Here is a 19540-nt window from a genome sequence, read left to right as displayed (position 1 = left end):
CCCCTCCCGCCGCTAATTTTGACTAGGACTAAGCTGGCGCGCTATAAGCACCGCTCCCGGGGGGGAATAAGGAAGAACTCGCTCAGTGGCAACGCGCGCAACCGATTCCCGTATCGCTGAATCTTCGGCCACCCGGCCCGACGCCAAAGCCGAATCCCGAACCGAATCGCGCGGCGACTCCCGGGCTCGGCGCTACGACCCCGCCGAAACCAAGCAGCGCGTCCTTGCCGCCGCCCATATGCTGTTCTCGACCAAGGGTTTCGCCAGCACCGGCACCGCCGACATCGCCCGCGAAGCCGATGTCTCCGAAGGCTCGATCTTCTACCATTTCGGCTCGAAAAAGGCGCTGCTCGCCGAACTCGGCATCCGCCACGGCAAGATGATGATCGAATATATGGAGCAGGGCGACGCCCTCGTCGATCTCGAGCCCGGCATCATCATCCCCCGCGTCTTCGAATTTTGTCGCAGCAACATGATTTGGGACAACATCATCGAAAGCTGCGTCGATACCGGCCCCAAGGCAAAGCTCGAGCACAGTGCCGATGCCGAACCTTTCTACCATGCCGCCAAGGCGATCACGACCGAATGGATATATCGCCAGATGGGTCTTTCGATGGCAAAGCGCGGCATTACCGGTGTCGATATCGAGCTCGCCGCGTCGTTTACCCACCACATCGTCGGCGACGCCATCGACCGCATCCTGACCGCCGCCACCCCGGAAGAAGCCGCCCGCGTCGAAAAGGAAACCGTCCGTTTCGTCCGCGCCGCCTGCAGCTACCCCACCGCCTGACGGCCGGGCCCTTGACGACCTATCGCCCCAGCCGGGCCATCCTCGCGCTCGGCGACGCCTTCTTCGATGCCGTCGCCCCCGCCGATTTCCCGCAGACCATCCTGCGCTTCCGAAACGACCGTGCCGCCGCGCAGATCGGCATCGACACGCTAACGGGCGATCAATGGCTGGCCCATTTCGGCCGCTTCCAGCCGCTCGAAGCCAGCCTCGAACAGCCGCTCGCCATGCGCTACCACGGACACCAGTTCCGCACCTACAACCCTGATCTCGGCGACGGCCGCGGCTTTCTCTTCGCCCAGCTTCTCGACAATCGCGGTCGCCTCATGGACCTCGGCACCAAGGGCTCGGGCACCACCCCGTGGAGCCGCGCCGGCGACGGTCGCCTGACACTCAAGGGCGCCGTCCGTGAAATCCTCGCCACCGAAATGCTCGAAGCCCTCGGCCTCGATACCAGCCGCACCTTCTCGGTCATCGAAACCGGCGAAGACCTCGACCGCGGCGACGAGCCCAGCCCGACCCGCAGCGCCGTCCTCGTCCGCCTCAACCACAGCCATATCCGCTACGGCAGCTTCCAGCGCCAGGCCTGGCTCAAGGACGAAACCGCCATGTCGCGACTCGTCGCGTATGCATTGGAGCATTTTGTTACCGACGCCGACGGTCCAAGCCCAGCCGCCCGCCTGTTGGATCACGCGGTCACCACCAGCGCCCGCCTTGCCGCCCAATTCATGGCCGCCGGTTTCGTCCACGGCGTCCTTAACACCGACAACATCAACATCACCGGCGAAAGCTTCGACTACGGCCCCTGGCGCTTCACGCCGTCGTGGGACCCCATTTTCACCGCCGCCTATTTCGACCATCACGGCCTCTACAGCTTCGGCCGCCAACCCGAAGCCATGCAGTGGAACGCCTATCAGCTCGCCGGCGCCCTCCGCCTCATCGCCCCCCTCGAGGACCTCAAGCCCCCTCTCGAAACCTGGCCCGCCCGCTACCAGGCGTCACTCACCACCGCGCTATTCCAGCGCCTCGGCGTCACCCCCCGCGATCCCGAATCCGACACCGCCCTCGTCCGCGCCATCGAAGCCGCCCTCGTCGGTTCAGCCGTGAACCCCGACCGCTTCTTCTTCGACTGGCGCGCCGGCACCCGCCGCGCCCCCTCGCCCGCAGACCGCATCTACGAAACCGAGCCCTTCACCGCCTTCCACAGCGCCATCCAGCCCTACGCCGGCGCCGCCCCCACCCACGAATACTGGTCCGACTCAGCCCCCGTCACCATGCTTATCGACGAAGTCGAAGCCCTCTGGACCCCCATCGCCGAGACCGACGACTGGCGGCCCCTCCACAACAAGATCGCCCAAATCCGCCGCATGGGCGAAGCCATGGCCAGCTGACTCCCCTTCGAAGGAGAGTCCCTTACTTCCTGGCTCCCCTCCCTTCTTCAAGGGAGGGGCTGGGGATGGGTGACTCGCCCCCACCCCTCGCTCCCCCAAGCAAACCACCCCCCAACCCTACCTCACCAACATAGCCCCCAACCCCCGCCCCCCAAACAGATGCACATGCAGATGCGGCACCTCCTGCCCCGCATCCAGCCCCGCATTGACCAAAAGCCGATACCCCGGCGCCTCCAGCCCCAGCTCCCGAGCCACCACCCCGACAGCCCGCACGAACCCCCCAATCTCCGCATCGCTAGCCCCAGCCGAAAAATCCGCCCACGACCGCCACGCGCCGCGCGGAATCACCAGCACATGAACCGGCGCCTGCGGATTGATGTCATGAAACGCCACCGCCCACTCGTCCTCATAGACCCGTTTCGAAGGGATCTCCTCCCGCAGCACCCGCGCAAAGATATTGCCCTCGTCGTAATCCCCGGTCGCCGTCACAGCCATCACAGTCCCTTTCCCAAGACACGCTCCACTCTCTACCTTCCCCCCTCCCTTCTTCAAGGGAGGGACCGGGGCCAGGCGACCCTGCCTTGTCTTCCCCCCTCCCTTCTTCAAGGGAGGGGTCGGGGGAGGGTTCCTTCCTTCCTTCCTTCCTTCCTTCCTTCCTTCCTTCCTTCCTTCCTTCCTTCCTTCCTTCCTTCCTCCACCAAAAGCCCCTCCCCCAGCCAGCCCCCCGAACCCCATTCATGGGATTCCCCTTTCCCCCGCCATCCTCTACCAAACCCCGGGGGAGCATTTATGCAAAGACTGGGTTGGGACGTCATCGCCGCGCGAGCCCGCGATTTCGCCGCCGAATGGGCAACCGCGACCTATGAAAAAGGCGACACCCAGACCTTCTACAACGAATTCTTCGCCATCTTCGGCGTCAAGCGCCGCACCGTCGCGTCGTATGAAAAGCGCGTCCAGACCCTCGATAAATCCCGCGCCGGCTTCATCGATCTGTTCTGGCCCGGCCAATTGCTCGTCGAACAGAAAAGCGCCGGCCTCGACCTCAAAAAGGCCCGCGGCCAGGCACTCGATTACGTCGACTGGCTCGATGATCGCGACCAACCACGCTACGTCCTGACCTGCGATTTTCAGCGCTGGCACCTGCTCGACCTCGAAACCGGCGCCGACACCCATTTCACCCTCCCTGAACTTCACCAGCACATCGAAGCCTTCGCCTTCATCCTCGGCCGCCAGCGCAGCTTCACCACCCAGGCCAGCGTCAACATCAAGGCCGCCGAGCTGATGGGCCGCCTCCACGATGCGCTGGAGGATCGCGGCTACACCGGTCATGATCTCGAACGCCTGCTGGTCCGCCTGCTGTTCTGCCTGTTCGCCGACGACACCGGCATTTTCGAGCCCAAGGACATTTTCCTCCAGCTGATCGATTTCGACACCAAGGCCGATGGCACCGACACCGGACGCGCCCTCATCGAATTGTTCGACATTCTCGATACCCCGGTGCGAACGCCGCATGGCCGGCCTGTCGGCGGAATGGAACGCCTTCCCCTACGTCAACGGCGCGCTGTTCTCGGGCCACGTCCGCACGCCGGTTTTCGATGCCGCGATGCGCGAGATGCTTCTCGATGCCGCGCGCTTCAACTGGTCGAAGGTCTCCCCGGCCATTTTCGGCTCGCTGTTCCAGCCGGTGATGAACGCCCGCGAACGCCGTGCCAAGGGCGCGCATTACACCAGCGAGTTGAACATCATGAAGGTCATCGGGCCGCTGTTCCTCGATGACCTGTCCGCCGAGCTGGCGACCCTGAAAACCCGCCGCACCGGGCGCGGCGCGGCGTTGCAGGAGTTCCAGAACAAGCTCGCCCGCCTCAACCTTCTCGACCCCGCCTGCGGCTGCGGCAACTTCCTCGTCATCGCCTATCGCGAGATCCGCCGCCTCGAAATGGACTGCCTGGAGGCCCTGTATCCCCGTGATACCGCCAGCGGCTTGCGCCAGGGTTTCATCGATCTCGCCTTGCTGGCCCGGGTCGACGTCGGCCAGTTCCACGGCATCGAATACGAGGAATTCCCCGCCCGCATCGCCGAAGTCGCCATGTGGATGGCCGATCACATCGCCAACAACGCACTGGCCGCCACCTTCTCCACCAACTTCGCCCGCATCCCGCTCAAGCAGTCCGCCAACATCCACCACGGCGATGCGCTTGAGATCGACTGGAACGACGTGATCCCGGCGGCGAGGTGCAGCTATGTCATGGGGAATCCCCCGTTCGTCGGCGCCAAGTTCCAGACCGAGACCCAGCGCGCCCAGGTCCGCCGCATCGCCGGCCTTGGCGGCAGCGGCGGCACCCTCGATTATGTCGCTGCGTGGTTCCTGAGGGCTGTCGCATATCTCGGCCGGTCACAGGCCCGGATCGCCTTTGTGTCGACCAATTCAATCTGCCAGGGCGAACAGGTCGCCCAGCTTTGGCCCCTCGTTTTCAAGGCCGGCTGGGAAATCGCCTTCGCCCACCGCAGCTTCATCTGGGACAGCGAAGCGCGCGGCAAGGCTCACGTCCATGTCGTAATTGTCGGTCTGGCGCATCGCGATGCCGAGCCGAAAGAGAAGCGCCTGTTCAGTTACGACAATGGCAAGGGGGAAGCCGTCGAAGCTCGGTTCAACTCGCTGACTGCATATCTATTTGCGGCACGGAGCGACGCCGTTCGGCATTTGGTTGTCAGAGAAGAAGGTAAACCGATCAACGATGCCCGAAACATTGTCATTGGCTCAAAACCTATCGACGGAGGTTATCTGATCTTTGATCCGGGCGAGCGTGCGCAGCTACTTTCGACGGAGCCGCGAGCCGACAAATTGCTGCACCCATACATAGGCGCGGAAGAGTTCATCAATGGCGGCAATCGATGGATCGCAGCACTGCAAAATGTTGGACCCGATGAGCTGGCCCGATTCCCCAAATTGATGGCACGCATTCAAAACGTGCGACAATTCCGGCTAGGCATGATCCAGCGGAAAAACGCTAAATATGATGCGAAGGTCCAACGGGAATATCATCTTCTGCGTTGGCCCTGACGCCTCGAGAATATCATGTGACAGTGATACCGGACGGGTCATTTCTTGTAATTCCAGAAGTAAGCTCCGAACGCCGAGACTACATTCCGATCGGTTGGCTGGAACCGCCGACCATCCCAAGTAACCTTGTTCGCGTCATGCTCGATGCGACTCCCTATGATTTCGGCCTCCTTACAAACCGAATGCACATGGCATGGCTCAGCCATATCGGCGGGCGGCTAAAGAGCGATTATCGCTACTCCATCGGCCTGGTCTACAACACCTTCCCATGGCCGACCGCCACCGACACCCAGCGCGATCGCATCTCCGCCCTCGCTGAAGCCGTCCTCACCGCCCGCACCAACCATCCAACCTCAAGCCTCGCCCAGCTCTACGACCCGCTGACCATGCCCGCCGACCTGCGTGCCGCCCACACCGCGCTCGATCGCGCCGTCGATCGCCTCTATCGCGCCGAACCCTTCACTTCCGATCGCGACCGCGTCGAGCATCTGTTCACCCGCTACGCCGCCCTTGTCGATCCCCTCGCCACCACCGGCGCCCGCGCCAACACCCGCATCGCCCGCGCTAGGGCAAAAGCGACCCCGGCGTAGCGGACCCGCAAACCACCCGTTCGTCATGCTGAACTCGTTTCAGCATCCATCGCCCCGCAAGCTCGATCTCCCGACCCCGCCCGACCCAAAACCCTTGCGTTTATCGCCAAATAGGTTACAAGCCCGGAATGGAAAAGTTCAGGCCAGCCCCGTTGATTCCGCGACACCCCGCCAACCCCACCCGCGATCATAAGAAACCGTCGAAAGCGGAAAATGTGGAAAATGTTAGCATCTCGTTAACCTTTGTCCGACCCCGCACCAGACCCTTGACCCAGCCCCGGCACAGCCCTATTCCACACCCACCGTGCCGGTCCTCGTGCGCGGTCCTTCAGTCCCGCCATCGCCGGTAGGCGCCTCGAAAGCGCTGGTTACACACCCCCGACAGCGCCCGGACCATCATCTGAAAAGATCAAAATGCATCTCCACGACCTCAAGCGCAAAACCCCCGCCGAACTCGTCATCATGGCCGAGGAACTCGGCATCGAGAACGCGTCGACGTTGCGCAAGCAGGACATCATCTTCGCCATTCTCAAGGCGACCGCGGAGGCCGGCAACGAAATCACCGGCACCGGCACCATCGAAGTCATGCCCGACGGCTTCGGCTTCCTGCGCTCCGCCGATTCCAATTATCTCGCCGGCCCCGACGACGTTTACGTCACCCCGCAGCTGGTCCGCAAATTCGGCCTGCGCACCGGCGACACCATCGAAGGCGAAATCCGCAGCCCCAAGGACGGCGAGCGCTATTTCGGCCTGGTCCGCGTCATCGCGATCAACTTCGACGACCCCGACGCCGTCCGCCACCGCGTCAACTTCGACAACCTCACGCCGCTTTATCCCGACGAAAAGCTCAACCTCGACAACAACGACCCGACCATCAAGGACAAGACCGGCCGCGTGATCGATATCGTGACGCCGCTCGGCAAGGGCCAGCGCTGCCTCATCGTCGCCCCGCCGCGGGTGGGTAAGACCATGATGATGCAGAACATCGCCCGCGCCATCTCGGCCAACCACCCCGAAATCTTCCTCATCGTCCTGCTCATCGACGAGCGCCCCGAGGAAGTCACCGACATGCAGCGCACGGTGAAGGGCGAAGTCATCTCGAGCACCTTCGACGAGCCCGCCACCCGCCACGTCCAGATCGCCGAAATGGTCATCGAAAAGGCCAAGCGCCTCGTCGAGCACAAGCGCGACGTCGTCATCCTGCTCGACAACATCACGAGGCTGGGCCGCGCCTACAACACCGTCGTGCCAAGCTCGGGCAAGGTGCTGACCGGCGGCGTCGACGCCAACGCCCTCCAGCGTCCAAAGCGCTTCTTCGGCGCCGCCCGCAACATCGAGGAAGGCGGCTCGCTGACCATCATCTCGACCGCGCTGATCGACACCGGCAGCCGCATGGACGAAGTGATTTTCGAAGAGTTCAAGGGCACCGGCAACAGCGAAATCGTCCTCGACCGCAAGATCGCCGACAAGCGCGTCTTCCCGGCCATCGACATCGGCAAGTCCGGCACCCGCAAGGAGGAACTCCTCGTCGACAAGACCACCCTCGCCAAGATGTGGGTCCTGCGCCGCATCCTCATGCAGATGGGCACCGTCGACGCCGTCGAATTCCTCCTCGACAAGATGAAAGACTCAGTCACCAACAAGGATTTCTTCGACGCCATGAACCATTAACCCTCTTACCTCCCCCTCAAGGGGGGAGGCGAGAGACGGCCCCTCGGCCGGCCCGGGTGGGGGTGTCCCCCCGCGCCGAAAAAACCACTTCTTCCCCCTCCCTTCTTCAAGGGAGGGGTCGGGGGCGGGTCCTCTCTTCCTTCCTACCCCCTAAAAACTCCCCCGAACCCCCGCACTTCCCCACTTCAACGTCCCCGAAACCCGCCAGACCTCCCTCCCCTTCTCATCATACAGCACCGAAACCGGCAGCCCCCGCGCCCCGATCCGTTCCGCAAAAGACCCCGGCTGATCCAACATCGGCACCAGCGTCTTGAACCGCCCCGGCTTGAAAAAGCCATCCACGGCCTTCCACCCCTCCATGTCCTGGCTCAGCGGCAACACCGTCACCACCTTCGCCGCCGCCAGCGCATCGAGCTCCGGCATCTCGGCAATGCAAGGCGCACACCAGGTCGCCCACAAATTGACCAGCACCTTCTTCCCCCGGAAGTCGGCGAGGCTCGTCTTCCCCCCACCCCGCTTCTCGAACACAACCGCAGGCGCCGGCGTCCCCGCATGGCTGCGATCGATGGCGTTGATCACCTGTTTCGCTTGCGGCCCCGCCGCGGGCTTCGCTTGCGGCGCCGCCGGCTTTCCCTTATCCGCCGCATCACAGGCAGCACACGTCGCCAACAGGCTTGCCGCCAGCAGGAGTCTCGCGATCTCTACGCCCATTCTCGATTCCAATCCGTTGTGGGGCGGCCGCTTCGGAGCGGGTCCAGCGGCCGTGATGCGTGAGATAAACGCCTCCATCGGCACCGACAAGCGCCTGTGGCGTCAAGACCTCGCCGGCAGCCGCGCCCATGTCACCATGCTCGGCGCCCAGGGCATCATCCCCGCCGCCGACGTCACCGCCATCCTCGCCGGCCTCGACACCATCCACGCCGAATACGAAGCGGGCGGCGTCCCCGAGGATATCGCCCTCGAAGACATCCACATGACGACCGAAACCCGCCTCGCCCAGCTCATCGGGCCCGCCGCCGGTCGCCTCCACACCGCCCGCTCGCGCAACGACCAGGTCGCCGTCGATTTCCGCCTCTGGGTCAAAGCCGCCTGCGCCCAAACCGACGCCGGCCTCAAGGCCCTGACCCTTGCCCTCCTAGCCCGCGCCGAAGAACACGCCGACACCATCATGCCCGGCTTCACCCACCTCCAGGTCGCCCAGCCGGTCACCCTCGGCCATCACCTCCTCGCCTATGTCGAGATGCTCCGCCGCGACCGCTCGCGCTTCGCCGACGCCGCCGCCCGCATGGACGAATGCCCGCTCGGCAGCGCCGCGCTCGCAGGCACCGGCTTCCCGATCGACCGCGCCGCCACCGCCGCCGCGCTCGGTTTCGCCCGCCCCACCGCCAACTCGCTCGACAGCGTCTCCGACCGCGATTTCGCCCTCGACTACCTGTCCGCCGCCGCCCTCACCGGGCTGCACCTGTCGCGCTTCGCCGAGGAAATCATCATCTGGGCCTCACAGCCCTATGGCTTCGTCACCCTCCCCGACGCCTGGTCGACCGGCAGCTCGATCATGCCGCAAAAGCGCAACCCCGACGCCGCCGAGCTCGTCCGCGCCAAGGCCGGCCACCTGCTTGCCGCCTTCCAGCACCTCGGTATCGTCATGAAGGGGCTGCCACTCGCCTATTCAAAGGACATGCAGGACGACAAGGCCGGCGTTTTCGCCGCCCACGACACGCTCGACCTCTGCCTGACCGCGATGACCGGCATGACCGAGACTCTCACCTTCAACAAGGACCGCATGCGCGCCGCCGCCGCCAGCGGTTTCTCGACCGCCACCGACCTCGCCGACTGGCTCGTCCGCGACGCCGGCGTGCCCTTCCGCGAAGCGCACGAAATCACCGGCCGCGCCGTGAAGGCCGCCGAAGCCGCAGGCACCACCCTCGACGGCCTCACCGACGCGGCCTTGGCCGCCATCGACCCGCGCATCACCCCCGGCGTGCGCAGCGTGCTCTCGGTCGAGGCCTCGGTCGCCAGCCGCACCAGCTTCGGCGGAACGGCGCCCGCCAACGTCCGCGCCGCCATCGCCGCCGCCAGGGAGGCCCTCGCATGAACCGTCTCGCCCTGATCGCGCTCCTCGCCCTCGCCGCCTGCGGCAAGCAGGGCGGCCTCACCCCCGTCCCGCCGCGCCCGGCGCCGCTCCAGGCCAGCGACGCCATTCGCCCCGCGACGCCCACCGAAATGCTCGTGCTGCCGCCCCAATCGCTGCCCAACCGCGTCGATGACCCGCTGCTCCGGTCGCAGGATCGCCCCGACGACCGTTTCAACCTGCCGCCGCCGGGAACCCGCTGATGGACCATTTCGAAATTCGGGACGGCGTGATGCACGCCGAAAAAATCAGCCTCGAAACCCTCGCCGCCGCAGTCGGCACGCCCTTCTACTGCTACAGCTCGGCCACTATCGAACGCCACTACAACGTCTTCGCCGCCGCCGTCGCCGGCCTTGGCGACGGCAACCCCCTCGTCGCTTTCGCCGTCAAGGCGAACCCCAACCTCTCGGTCCTCGCCACTCTCGCCCATCTCGGCGCCGGTGCCGATGTCGTCTCGAGCGGTGAACTCGCCCGCGCGCTCGCCGCCGGCATCCCGGCCGACCGCATCGTCTTTTCCGGCGTCGGCAAGCAGGCCCATGAACTCGCCGCAGGCATCGAGGCCGGCATCCTCCAGTTCAACGTCGAATCCGAAGCCGAGATCGTCATGCTCGGCGAGATCGCTGCCCAGCTCGGCAAGATCGTCGAAATCGCCATCCGCATCAATCCGGCCGTCGATCCCAAGACCCATGGCAAGATCAGCACCGGCGGTGCCGACGCCAAGTTCGGCATTCCCTGGGACCGCGTCCCCGCCGCCTTCGCCCTCGCCGCGGCGCAGACGAACCTGCGCGCCATCGGCCTCGCCGCCCACATCGGCAGCCAGCTCACCGACCTCTCCCCCGTCGAGCACACCATCCGCCGCCTCGGCGACCTCGCCCAGCAGATGGAGGCCGCCGGCCACACCATCACGCGGATCGATTGCGGCGGCGGCCTCGGCGTGCCCTACCGCAACGACGTCCCCGCCCCGCCCAGCCCGGCGCATTATGCCGCCATGGTCGCGCGCGTCACCACAGGCTGGAAGTGGCGGCTGATCTTCGAACCCGGCCGCATGATCGTCGGCAATGCCGGCGTCCTCGTCTCCACCGTCATCCTGACCAAGGAAGGCGCCAGCAAGCATTTCGTCGTCGTCGATGCGGCAATGAACGACCTGCTCCGTCCCTCGCTCTACAACGCCTGGCACGACATCAAGGCGATCCGCCCGCAAGAAACCCGCGTCGTCGCCACCGTCGTCGGCCCGATCTGCGAAACCGGCGACACCTTCGCCGAAGACCGCGACATCGAGGCGGTTACCGCCGGCGACCGCATCGCCTTCATGACCGCCGGCGCATACGGCGCCACCATGGCCAGCACCTACAACTCCCGCCCGCTGGTCCCCGAAGTCATGGTCCACGGCGATCTCTGGTCGATCGTTTCCGAACGCAACCAGCCCGCCGCCATGCTTGCCCTCGACAACCGCGCGCCCTGGCTATGAGCGTGGCTATGAGGGAGCCCCTCCTCCGGAAAACCTTGAAACCGGAACCGGCCGGCGCATAAATCGTAAAGGTGTCAACGGTATCGCAACGCATTCCGGGCAATGACGCGGTGCACAATCCATGGGGTCTCGATGACAATCAAGCCGGTCTCTACCGCAGTCTTTCCCGTCGGCGGCCAGGGCACCCGCTTCCTCCCCGCCACCAAGGCGGTCCCCAAGGAACTCCTCCCCGTCGTCGATCGCCCGCTTCTCCAATACGCCGTCGACGAAGCCCTGTCGGCCGGCATCGAGCGTCTCGTCTTCGTCACCGCGCGCGGTAAAAGCGCTCTCGAGGACTATTTCGACATCGCCAGCGAGCTCGTCTCCAGCCTCAAGGCCAAGGGCAAGCACGCCGAACTCGCCGTCCTCGCCGACACTCAATTGTCGCCCGGCCAGATCGCCTATGTCCGCCAGCAGGAGCCCGCCGGCCTCGGCCACGCCGTCTGGTGCGCTCGTCATATCACCGGCAACGACGCCTTTGCCGTCCTCCTCCCCGATGAACTCCTTTGGAACCCGGCAGCCCCCGCCCTCGCCGAAATGCACACCGCCTATAAAAAATACGGCGGCAACATCATCTCGGTCATGGAAGTCCCCGCCGAACACACCCAGCGCTACGGCATCGTCACTCCCGGCGCTGTCGACGGCCTCATCACCGAGGTCAAAGGCCTCGTCGAAAAGCCCGCTGCCGGCACCGCCCCGTCGCGTCTCGCCGCCATCGGCCGCTACATCCTGCAACCCGAGATCATGACGCTGTTGGCGCGCGGCGAACGCGGCGCCGGCGGCGAAATCCAGCTCACCGACGCCATGGCCCAGCTCATCGGGACCCAACCATTCCACGCCCTGACCTTCACCGGCCAGCGCTTCGATTGCGGCGACAAGGCCGGCCACATCACCGCCAACATCGCCCTCGCCCTCGCCCGCGACGACATCGGCCCCGCGGTACGCGAATGGCTCCGCACGCAGGACATCTAGTCCAGAGAAGTTTGGCAAACCGAACTCTCTCTCTCTTTCTTTCTTTGCCGTGACCCCCACTTTTTCTGCCGTCACCCCGGCGAAGGCCGGGGCCCATCTCCCGACCCAACCGAGTAAAACCCGCACCAGATCCGCGCCGCAGGTGATCCCCCACCCCCACCGATAATTTGCACGGCGCCCAACAACCCGTCACCATAACCCAATGAACCCCGCCCATCTGCTACCGCTCCTCGCGCTCGCCGCCTGCGCCGCCACCCCGCCCCTCGTCACCACCACCGGCACCATCCCCGCAAGCGTCCCCGCCCCCGGCTACACCGTAACCGGCGACACCCCCGCCGCTTCCGAAGTCCGCCGCCAGCTAGCCGCCCGCAATACCGCCGCCGGCCCCACCATCATCCGCGTCGGCTTTGCCACAACCCCGCGCCAGGTCGGCATCTGCACCGCCCCGGCGAACGCCGTCCCCAACACCGCCGCCAAAGGCTGTGCAGAGTGGCTCGACGCCCCCCAATCCGGCTTCGCGCCGTTCGCGCCCAAGCAGCGCTACCGCCTCACCCTCGCCCTCGACACCGGCAGCATCACCGTTCTCCAGCCGGCATCGGGCAAGACCGTCCCGATCGCGGCGATGGTCAGTGCAGCGCTGGCGGCGCTACCCCCGTCAGCGGCGCCGCCAACATCAGCGGCAACCACAGACTGAATTTCGCACCGGCGCCGGCGGTGCTGGTGCAGGTGATCGTGCCGCCATGGCCATCCGCCACGGCGCGCACGAACGCCAACCCGAGCCCGACACCGTCCGACCCGGCTCCCGCCTTCGGCCCCGTGCGGAACCGCCCGAACAACCGCGCCTGTTCCGCGCCCGTCAGCCCCGGTCCCGTATCGATGACGTCGAACCGCCAGCCACCGGCCGCCGCCCCTACACGTGCCGTGACGACCGATCCCTGCGGCGCGAATTTCACGGCATTGCCGATCAAATTGACCGCCGCGCGCAGCAGCAACTGGTAATTGCCCGTCAACAACGCCTCGTCGTCGAGCTGTTCGCCGACCAACCTGACGTCCTTCGCCTGCGACTGCGGCCACAGCTCGTCCACCGCCTCGGTCACGATCGCTGCCAAATCGACTTCCGTCATCGCGTAATCCCCAGCATCGGCGCGCGCCAACTGCAGATACCCGTCCGCCAGTGCCACCGTCCGCGTCGCCAACTGCCGCAATCGCGCCGCCAGGTCGGCGTCGAGCTCGGGATGCCGGTCGAGCAGCGCCAGGATCGTCGCCTGCGGCGCGCGCATGTCGTGCGTCAGCAACTGCAGCGCCTCCTCGCGCGCCATCTCGGCGCGCCGCAATGCGCTGATATCGGCAAATCGCACGATCCAGCCCAGTGGCGCGCCCTGCGCATCGCGCCACGGCGTAAACCGTATATCGCGAATACTGCCGTCGCGCGCGCCGTGCTCGCCCCGCCAGGCCGAATTGGGGTCGGCCAGCGTCGCCGTGCCAAAGCCGGGCAGTCCGGCATTCATCGCGGCATCGACAGACGCCAGCGTTGGCGCCTGCCCGAACAGCGCCGCCGCTGCCCCATTCGCCGCCACGATGCCGCCGCCCCGGTCGACCAGCAACGTCGCATCGGGCAACCCGCGCAGCGCCGCATTGGCCAGTTCGCGTAGCGATTCGACCCGCTCGATCATCGCTTCAAGCAATTCCGTCGTCTTCGTTACCGGATCACGCGTCACCGGATCGGCCGCCGCCGTCCCCGCTGCCACCGCCGCCATGCCCGGTTGCCGGCCCAGCGCCGCCAGCACGGTCAGCATCCCGTCGTTGACCACCGCCAGTCGCCGCCATGCCCATACCGGCTGCGCCAGCAACAGCACCGCCAATGCCGCGCCGGGCCCGATCCACAACCCTGTCTGCCGGAACACCAGCGCCGCGCCCACCGCCGTCATCACCGTCAGCGCCGCGCCGTACATCGCCGCCGCCGCCGGCTGCAGCCGCAACAGCGCCGCCATGCCGAGCCACAGCGCCACCAGACCAAGCCCGATCGACCACCCCCGCCCCGCCCGCCGCAAGTGTCGCCCCTGGATCAGGTCGGCGATGAAACTCGCCTGCATCTCGACCCCCGGCATCTCGGCCGTCGCGCCGGCTGTGGGCGTCGAAAACTGGTCGCCCAGCCCCGCCGCCGTCGCACCGACCAGCACGATCCGCCCGGCGAGCAGTTCCGGCGGCACTTCACCCGCCAGCAACGCTGCAAACGGCACGCTGCGAAATCGTCCGGGCCCACCGCGAAACCCGACCAGCCGTTCGCCCCGCCGAACCAGCGGCGCTCCTGCTTCCGCTGCCACGAATGCCGGCAAGCCGCCGTCTACCCCCGCCAGCAACGCCGCCACATGCCACCGCCGCTCGCTGCCATCCATGGCCAGGTCGAGCGTGCGAACGACGCCGTCTTCCTCCAGATGGACGCTGGCATGGCCGACCCGCGCCGCCGTCCCGCCCACGACCGGCGGCACCGCGTCATAACCCCGCCCATTGCTGCCCGGCACGCGGAACTGCGTCGGCAAAACCACCGGAACCCGGCCATTCAGCGCCGCCGACAGCACCGCATCGCCGGGCCGCGGTTCGGTGAACAGCACGTCATAGCCAATGGCCCGCGCCCCCGCCGCACTGATCCGGGCGATCGCCTCGGCATGGAACCGCCGCGGCCACGGCCAAGGTCCCAATTGCGCCAGGCTGGTTTCGTCGATGCCGATAATGATGATGTCGCCGGGCGGCGGCGGCGGGCGCGTCACCAGCACATAGTCGTACAGGACCTGGTCGAACCGCCGCGCCGCCCCGGTCAACACCAGCGCCGTCAGCAGCAGCGACAACAGCCCGCCCACGACCAGCCATTCGGTCAGCAACCGGCCCGGCTGCCATCCCGGCAACCGGCCCGGCACGTCGGCGGGCGGTTCAGCGTTCCGGACGGGCAATCGTCAATGTCCGCACCGGCAATTCCTTCACGAACCGCTTGCCACCCTCGATCGCGGTCACCGTAATCCGCCAATACCAGACACCCGGCGGCAGCGCCGTCAGGCCGATCTCGGTGCCCGCCAGCCCCGGTGCATCGACGATACGATCGGTCAATGCCGCATCGCGCGCCAGCACGAAATCATAGCTGCGCGTTCCACTCCCCGTCGGCTGCCAGCGGAACAGCGTCCGCCGCGGCTTGCCCGGCACCTCTCCCGCCTCGGCATCGACGCCGCTCAAGAACCGCTCGACTTCGTAACTCGAAGGCAGCCCCTCGACCCCCTCGGCATCGACCGCCGTCACCCGCACATAGATGGTCCCGTTCGCGATCCCCGCGAATCGCACCTCGCCGTCATTGGTCTCGGTTTCGGCGAACAGATCGACAAAACCCGCATCCCGCGCCAACTGGACCAGCCGCCGCACGCCCGCACCGTGCACCGCGAACACCAGTTCCGCATCGTCCTGCACCTTGCCCGGGCGCAGCAATGCCGGCGCCGGCAACAATGCCTTCGTCCGCGCGCTGCCCGCGTCATGAACCGCTGCGGACCCCGCCGGCACCGATGTCTCGCCGGCGAGTGCGTGCGGACGGCTGGCGACATTGCCCTCGACGACGCTGATGACGCTGATCGCGCCGATATGCTTGACCCGAAACTCAGTTCCGCGCACCGCCGCCACCGCCACCGGTGTCTTCACCAAAAACCGGTCGCCCGCATTCTGGCGCGGCGACACGCCGAAATCCGACCGACCCTGCTCGACGACAAAGCGCCGTTCCAGCCGCCCACCCAGCGCCAGCCTGTCGAGCGTCTCGATCCGCACCACCGATTGCGACGGCAGCGTCACCCGGCTGCCATCCGCCAGCCCCAGCGTCACGAAACTATTGGCCCCGGTCGTGATCCGTCCGCCGGCACCGATCTGCGCGCCCAGCCTGGTGGGCCCGCCCGGCTCGAGCCCGACATTGCCGGAAAACGCCACCACATTGGCGACCTGTGCCTCGCGCCGCAACAGCCGGTCCGGGATCACCAGCATTTTGCCGACCGGCAGCCGCCGCGGATCGCCGACGCGATTGACCCGCGCCACCACCCGCCAGTCCCGCGCCCGCGCCAGGACGCGCTCGCCAAGCCCGATCAATGTCTCGCCGGCCGCCACCACATGCACGGCCGGCGGCGGCGCCTTTGCCGTCGCCAGGTTTTGCTTCACCGGTGCCGCCGCCGCCAGCGGCACCATCCCGGCCACCAGCGGCACCATCCCGACCGCCAGCACCCCACGGGCAAATTTCAATGTCAGGCGTCTCCGGGCCGCGATTCCAAGCGTTCCAACCGATACCCGAAACTATACACCGAAGCGAGCCGAAGCCCATGTTCCGGCCGCAGGAACAATCGGCTGCGGATCTGCGACACATGCGCATCGAGCGTTCGGCTGGGAATATCCGGATTGCGGCCCCACACCGATTCCATGATGTGCGCCCGCGACAACGGCCGGTTCAAATTGCGGAACAGCAACAGCGCCAGCCCGAATTCCTTCGCGGTCACGTCCACCGTCTTGCCGCGCACCGTCACCGTCATCGCCATCGGGTCGAACTGATGGTCGCCGAACGTCTCGACGCGCGGTGCGCCCGTGGCGCCGTAGCTGCGCCGCAGCAGCGCATCGACCCGCGCCTTTAGCACCGCGGTCTGCACCGGCTTGGTCACATAATCATCGGCGCCGATATCGAGCCCCTTGACGATATCGCCGTCATCGCTGCGCGCCGTCAGCATGATCACCGGCGGCGGCGACGGCAGATTCGCCCGCGCCCAGGCCAGAAGCTCGACACCCGAAAGGTCCGGCAACTCCCAGTCGAGGATCAACAGGTCATAGCTTTCGCGTCGCAGCGCCCGCCGCAATGCCTCGCCGCTGTGAAACTCAAAGCAGGCATGACCAGCGCTGCGCATGATCGACGCGACCTGGGCGCATAGCTCCCTGTCGTCGTCCAGAATTGCGAGCCGCATAAAATTCCTCTTTCGATCGCGCTTTTCCCCCAAATCGGGGCCAATGCGGCGCTCTATCAGTCAAAAGATGAACAAATGGCCTGAAATTTCGCTATGTTTGCAATGTTTATCATGTTCAAAGATAAATTGCTTACACTTTCGTGACACGCCGCTTTGTTGCGTGCAAGCATCGAATTTTGACACTTTTTTTACAACCCTTTGCGCCGGTACAAATCGCGAATCACCGGCGCGCGCCTGTCGATCTTGAACAGCTACGTCCCGGGCCAGCCCACGGACGCTGCACCAAGCGATAACAGCCCCACACGTCGCTTGCCCGTTGACCCCGCGTCCACAAGCCTTACGGGTGCGGACGATGGACGTATCGCACCCCCAGTTCGACGCCCGCATCCTGCGCGATGCCTTTGGCGGCTTTGCCACCGGCGTTACCATCGTCACCTGCCGCACGCCGGAAGGCGGCCGCACCGGTCTCACCGCCAACAGTTTCACCAGCGTCTCGCTCGATCCACCGCTGCTGCTGTTCTGCCCGGCCAACAACGCCTCCGCCCTGCCCGCGCTGCGCGCCACCGGCCGCTTCGCCATCAACGTCCTCGATACCGACAGCCAGGCCGTCGCCGACCGCTTCGCTCAAAAAGGCATCGACCGCTTCGCCGACGCCGATTGGGACGAATGGGACGGCCTGCCCGTCCTTCAGGGTGCCAAGGCCGCCTTCGCCTGCGTCCTCCACGCCGAGCACGACGGCGGCGACCACCGCATCATCGTCGGCCGCGTCACCCGCCTAGATCACGCCCCCAGCCGCGAATCGCTGCTCTACCTCCACGGCCGCTACCGCCGGGTGCATGGTGGCGGCTGATCTCGCAGCCGACCCGGCAAGCAGCGCAGCCACCAACGCCGCCGAAACCGCAGCCCTCGCCCGCGGCGGCCGCACCAGCTTCCTCGGCTATGTCCTGCGCCTCGCCGCGCGCTTCCCGTTCCTGTTCATCGCCGGCCGCATGGACGGCTATGGCGCCGAGGCCCTTGGCCGCTTTGCCTATGCCACCATGGTCGTCGAACTCGTCGCCATGTTCGCCACCCTCGGCCTCAAGCGCGGCCTGGCGGAAGACATGGCCCGGCGCGGAGCGCCATTTAAAGACGACCGCGGAACCAACAACGAAGCCCCCGCCGCCGCCGAAGCACACGCCCTCTACGACGCCCTCCTCGTCTCGATCCTCGCCGCCATCATCGGCGCCGCAATCCTCATCGCCATCCCGCAGATCGTCTTCCCGTCCTCCAAGATCACCGGCCTCGATCGCTTCTTCCCGCTGATCATCATCGCCATCGTCGTCTCCGACATCTGCCTTGCCGGCCTCGCCTTCCGCCACGATATCGCCGCCACCGTCCGCGCCCGCTCGCTCGTCGAACCCTGGGTGCTCAGCATCGCCGCGCTCGGCCTCGCCTTCACCAACCTGCGCATCGATGGCCTGATCATTGCCTATCTCCTTTCGATGGTCGCCGCCGCGGTCGCCTCGCTCTGGCCCGCCCTGCGCAGCTTCGGCCTCGTCGGCCACTGGCGCCCCAACCCGGTCCTGCTCTGGCAACTGGCGCGCAAGAACGTGCCGCTTGCGGGCGCCGACATCGCCGAATGGGGCGCCCGCCGCCTCGACATCTTCATCCTCGGCCGCTTCGCCACGCCCGAGATCGTCGGCATCTATTATGTCGCCCAGCAGATCGCCTCGCTGCCCCAGCGCCTGAAATCGAGCTTCGACCCCATCCTCGCCCCCGTCCTCACCACCAACCTCGCCGCCCGCAACCTCGGCAAGGTCGCCGCCCATATCCGCCAGATCAGTTTCTGGGTCGGCTCGGCGCAGCTCGGCGTCGTCCTCGCGCTCGGCATGACCGGACAGGCCGGCATGGGGCTGTTCGGGCCAGTCTTCGCCAGCGGCGCGCTGATCCTCGTCGGCCTGCTCATCGCCGAGCTTCTCGCAGCGCAAGCCGCCGTCGCCGAATCGGCGCTGATCTACGTTGCCCGCCACCGCAACCTCATGTGGTCGCTCGCCGGCATCCTCATCCAGATCGGCGTCAGCCTCATCCTCGTCCCGCGCTACGGCGGCGTCGGCGCCGCGGCCGGACTCGCTACCTCCGCCCTCATCCTCTCGGTCGCCAAGTCCCGCCTGCTGGCGCGCACGCTGAACGCCCCTGTGGCCGGCTGGCGCTGGATCATGCTCATCGCCGCCATCCCCGCCTTCGCCGCCGGGTTGTTGTTCATGCAGCTGCCCGAATGGTTCCAGCTGGCCATCGGCCAGTTCCTCATCCTCGCCATCTTCTGCGGCATCATCTGGCGCTTCGGCTTCAAGGGCGCCGACCGCCTGCTCTTCGCCCGTGGCCTTCGAGGCGCGACCGATGCGCCTGGCGGCGGGGACTTCCCGCCCGTCACCGACACGCCTAGCATCCCGCCTATTCAGCCGACCCTGGGGAACAACTGAC

Annotated in this window: 18 protein-coding genes; 13 read left to right on the top strand and 5 right to left on the bottom strand. The window is 66.3% G+C overall.

What is annotated here, in order from left to right:
- The first annotated feature begins 85 nt into the window (after positions 1-85).
- Together IEW98_RS16560 and IEW98_RS13595 are read left to right on the top strand one after the other, a co-directional pair.
- Positions 86-790, top strand: coding sequence for a TetR/AcrR family transcriptional regulator (locus IEW98_RS16560; RefSeq protein ID WP_243450769.1), 705 nt, complete (start codon positions 86-88; stop codon positions 788-790).
- 11 nt (positions 791-801) lie between these two features.
- A complete protein-coding gene (locus IEW98_RS13595) occupies positions 802-2178 on the top strand; it encodes a protein adenylyltransferase SelO family protein (RefSeq protein ID WP_243450768.1) in 1377 nt (458 codons plus the stop codon).
- A gap of 117 nt (positions 2179-2295) precedes the next feature.
- Here the strand turns inward: IEW98_RS13595 and IEW98_RS13590 are convergent, their stop codons facing one another.
- Positions 2296-2673 (bottom strand): histidine triad nucleotide-binding protein, encoded by a 378-nt coding sequence (locus IEW98_RS13590; protein ID WP_188763628.1) that lies wholly within the window; start codon positions 2671-2673, stop codon positions 2296-2298.
- Between the two features lie 294 nt (positions 2674-2967).
- Here IEW98_RS13590 and IEW98_RS16950 point away from each other — a divergent pair, with 294 nt between their 5' ends.
- The 4 genes from IEW98_RS16950 (at position 2968) to rho (ending at position 7500) form a co-directional block, all read left to right on the top strand.
- Positions 2968-3954 (top strand): type IIL restriction-modification enzyme MmeI, encoded by a 987-nt coding sequence (locus IEW98_RS16950; protein WP_207792577.1) that lies wholly within the window; start codon positions 2968-2970, stop codon positions 3952-3954.
- Positions 3923-5239 carry a DNA methyltransferase gene (locus IEW98_RS16190; protein WP_207792576.1) on the top strand — a complete coding sequence of 439 codons (1317 nt, stop codon included), beginning with the start codon at positions 3923-3925 and terminating at the stop codon, positions 5237-5239. The genes IEW98_RS16950 and IEW98_RS16190 overlap by 32 nt, the downstream gene beginning before the upstream one ends.
- A 17-nt stretch (positions 5240-5256) precedes the next feature.
- Positions 5257-5829, top strand: a complete 573-nt coding sequence (locus IEW98_RS13580) for a type IIL restriction-modification enzyme MmeI (protein ID WP_308785506.1) — start codon at positions 5257-5259, stop codon at positions 5827-5829.
- A 414-nt stretch (positions 5830-6243) separates the two neighbouring features.
- Positions 6244-7500, top strand: a complete 1257-nt coding sequence (gene rho / locus IEW98_RS13575) for a transcription termination factor Rho (protein WP_188763624.1) — start codon at positions 6244-6246, stop codon at positions 7498-7500.
- A 150-nt stretch (positions 7501-7650) separates the two neighbouring features.
- On the opposite strand, the gene IEW98_RS13570 is transcribed toward rho, so the two are convergent.
- A complete protein-coding gene (locus tag IEW98_RS13570) occupies positions 7651-8211 on the bottom strand; it encodes a TlpA family protein disulfide reductase (protein ID WP_188763622.1) in 561 nt (186 codons plus the stop codon).
- Positions 8212-8227: 16 nt separating this feature from the next.
- Here IEW98_RS13570 and argH point away from each other — a divergent pair, with 16 nt between their 5' ends.
- The 5 genes from argH to IEW98_RS13545 all read left to right on the top strand — a co-directional run bounded on the left by argH (position 8228) and on the right by IEW98_RS13545 (position 12804).
- Positions 8228-9595, top strand: a complete 1368-nt coding sequence (argH, locus tag IEW98_RS13565) for an argininosuccinate lyase (protein WP_188763620.1) — start codon at positions 8228-8230, stop codon at positions 9593-9595.
- Entirely contained in the window at positions 9592-9834 is a 243-nt protein-coding gene (locus IEW98_RS13560; RefSeq protein ID WP_188763618.1) for a hypothetical protein, read from the top strand. Before argH ends, IEW98_RS13560 begins: the two co-directional genes overlap by 4 nt.
- Positions 9834-11099, top strand: a complete 1266-nt coding sequence (gene lysA / locus IEW98_RS13555; protein WP_188763616.1) for a diaminopimelate decarboxylase — start codon at positions 9834-9836, stop codon at positions 11097-11099. The genes IEW98_RS13560 and lysA overlap by 1 nt, the downstream gene beginning before the upstream one ends.
- Before the next feature lie 132 nt (positions 11100-11231).
- A complete protein-coding gene (locus tag IEW98_RS13550; protein WP_188763614.1) occupies positions 11232-12110 on the top strand; it encodes a UTP--glucose-1-phosphate uridylyltransferase in 879 nt (292 codons plus the stop codon).
- Positions 12111-12312: 202 nt separating this feature from the next.
- On the top strand, positions 12313-12804 hold the full coding sequence (locus IEW98_RS13545; RefSeq protein ID WP_188763612.1) for a hypothetical protein: 492 nt from the start codon (positions 12313-12315) through the stop codon (positions 12802-12804).
- Here IEW98_RS13545 and IEW98_RS13540 read toward each other — a convergent pair.
- The 3 genes from IEW98_RS13540 to IEW98_RS13530 are packed head-to-tail and all read right to left on the bottom strand — an operon-like array spanning position 12737 to position 17080.
- A complete protein-coding gene (locus IEW98_RS13540; protein WP_188763610.1) occupies positions 12737-15058 on the bottom strand; it encodes a CHASE2 domain-containing protein in 2322 nt (773 codons plus the stop codon). The genes IEW98_RS13545 and IEW98_RS13540 overlap by 68 nt on opposite strands.
- Positions 15039-16373, bottom strand: a complete 1335-nt coding sequence (locus IEW98_RS13535) for a FecR family protein (RefSeq protein ID WP_188763608.1) — start codon at positions 16371-16373, stop codon at positions 15039-15041. Before IEW98_RS13535 ends, IEW98_RS13540 begins: the two co-directional genes overlap by 20 nt.
- A gap of 2 nt (positions 16374-16375) precedes the next feature.
- Positions 16376-17080, bottom strand: a complete 705-nt coding sequence (locus tag IEW98_RS13530; RefSeq protein ID WP_188763607.1) for a response regulator transcription factor — start codon at positions 17078-17080, stop codon at positions 16376-16378.
- 352 nt (positions 17081-17432) lie between these two features.
- Here IEW98_RS13530 and IEW98_RS13525 point away from each other — a divergent pair, with 352 nt between their 5' ends.
- Complete coding sequence (locus tag IEW98_RS13525) at positions 17433-17930, top strand: flavin reductase family protein (RefSeq protein WP_188763605.1); 498 nt, start codon at positions 17433-17435, stop codon at positions 17928-17930.
- The gene (locus IEW98_RS13520; protein ID WP_188763603.1) at positions 17917-19539 is read left to right on the top strand and encodes a lipopolysaccharide biosynthesis protein; all 1623 of its coding nucleotides are present in this window, start codon (positions 17917-17919) and stop codon (positions 19537-19539) included. Before IEW98_RS13525 ends, IEW98_RS13520 begins: the two co-directional genes overlap by 14 nt.
- Position 19540 lies beyond the last annotated feature (1 nt).

Origin of the sequence: Sandarakinorhabdus glacialis, from assembly GCF_014643455.1 — a bacterium.
GTDB classification, from domain to species: domain Bacteria; phylum Pseudomonadota; class Alphaproteobacteria; order Sphingomonadales; family Sphingomonadaceae; genus Sandarakinorhabdus; species Sandarakinorhabdus glacialis.
The sequence above is the reverse complement of the archived record's forward strand: the minus strand, read 5'-3'. Positions and strand labels throughout refer to the sequence as shown.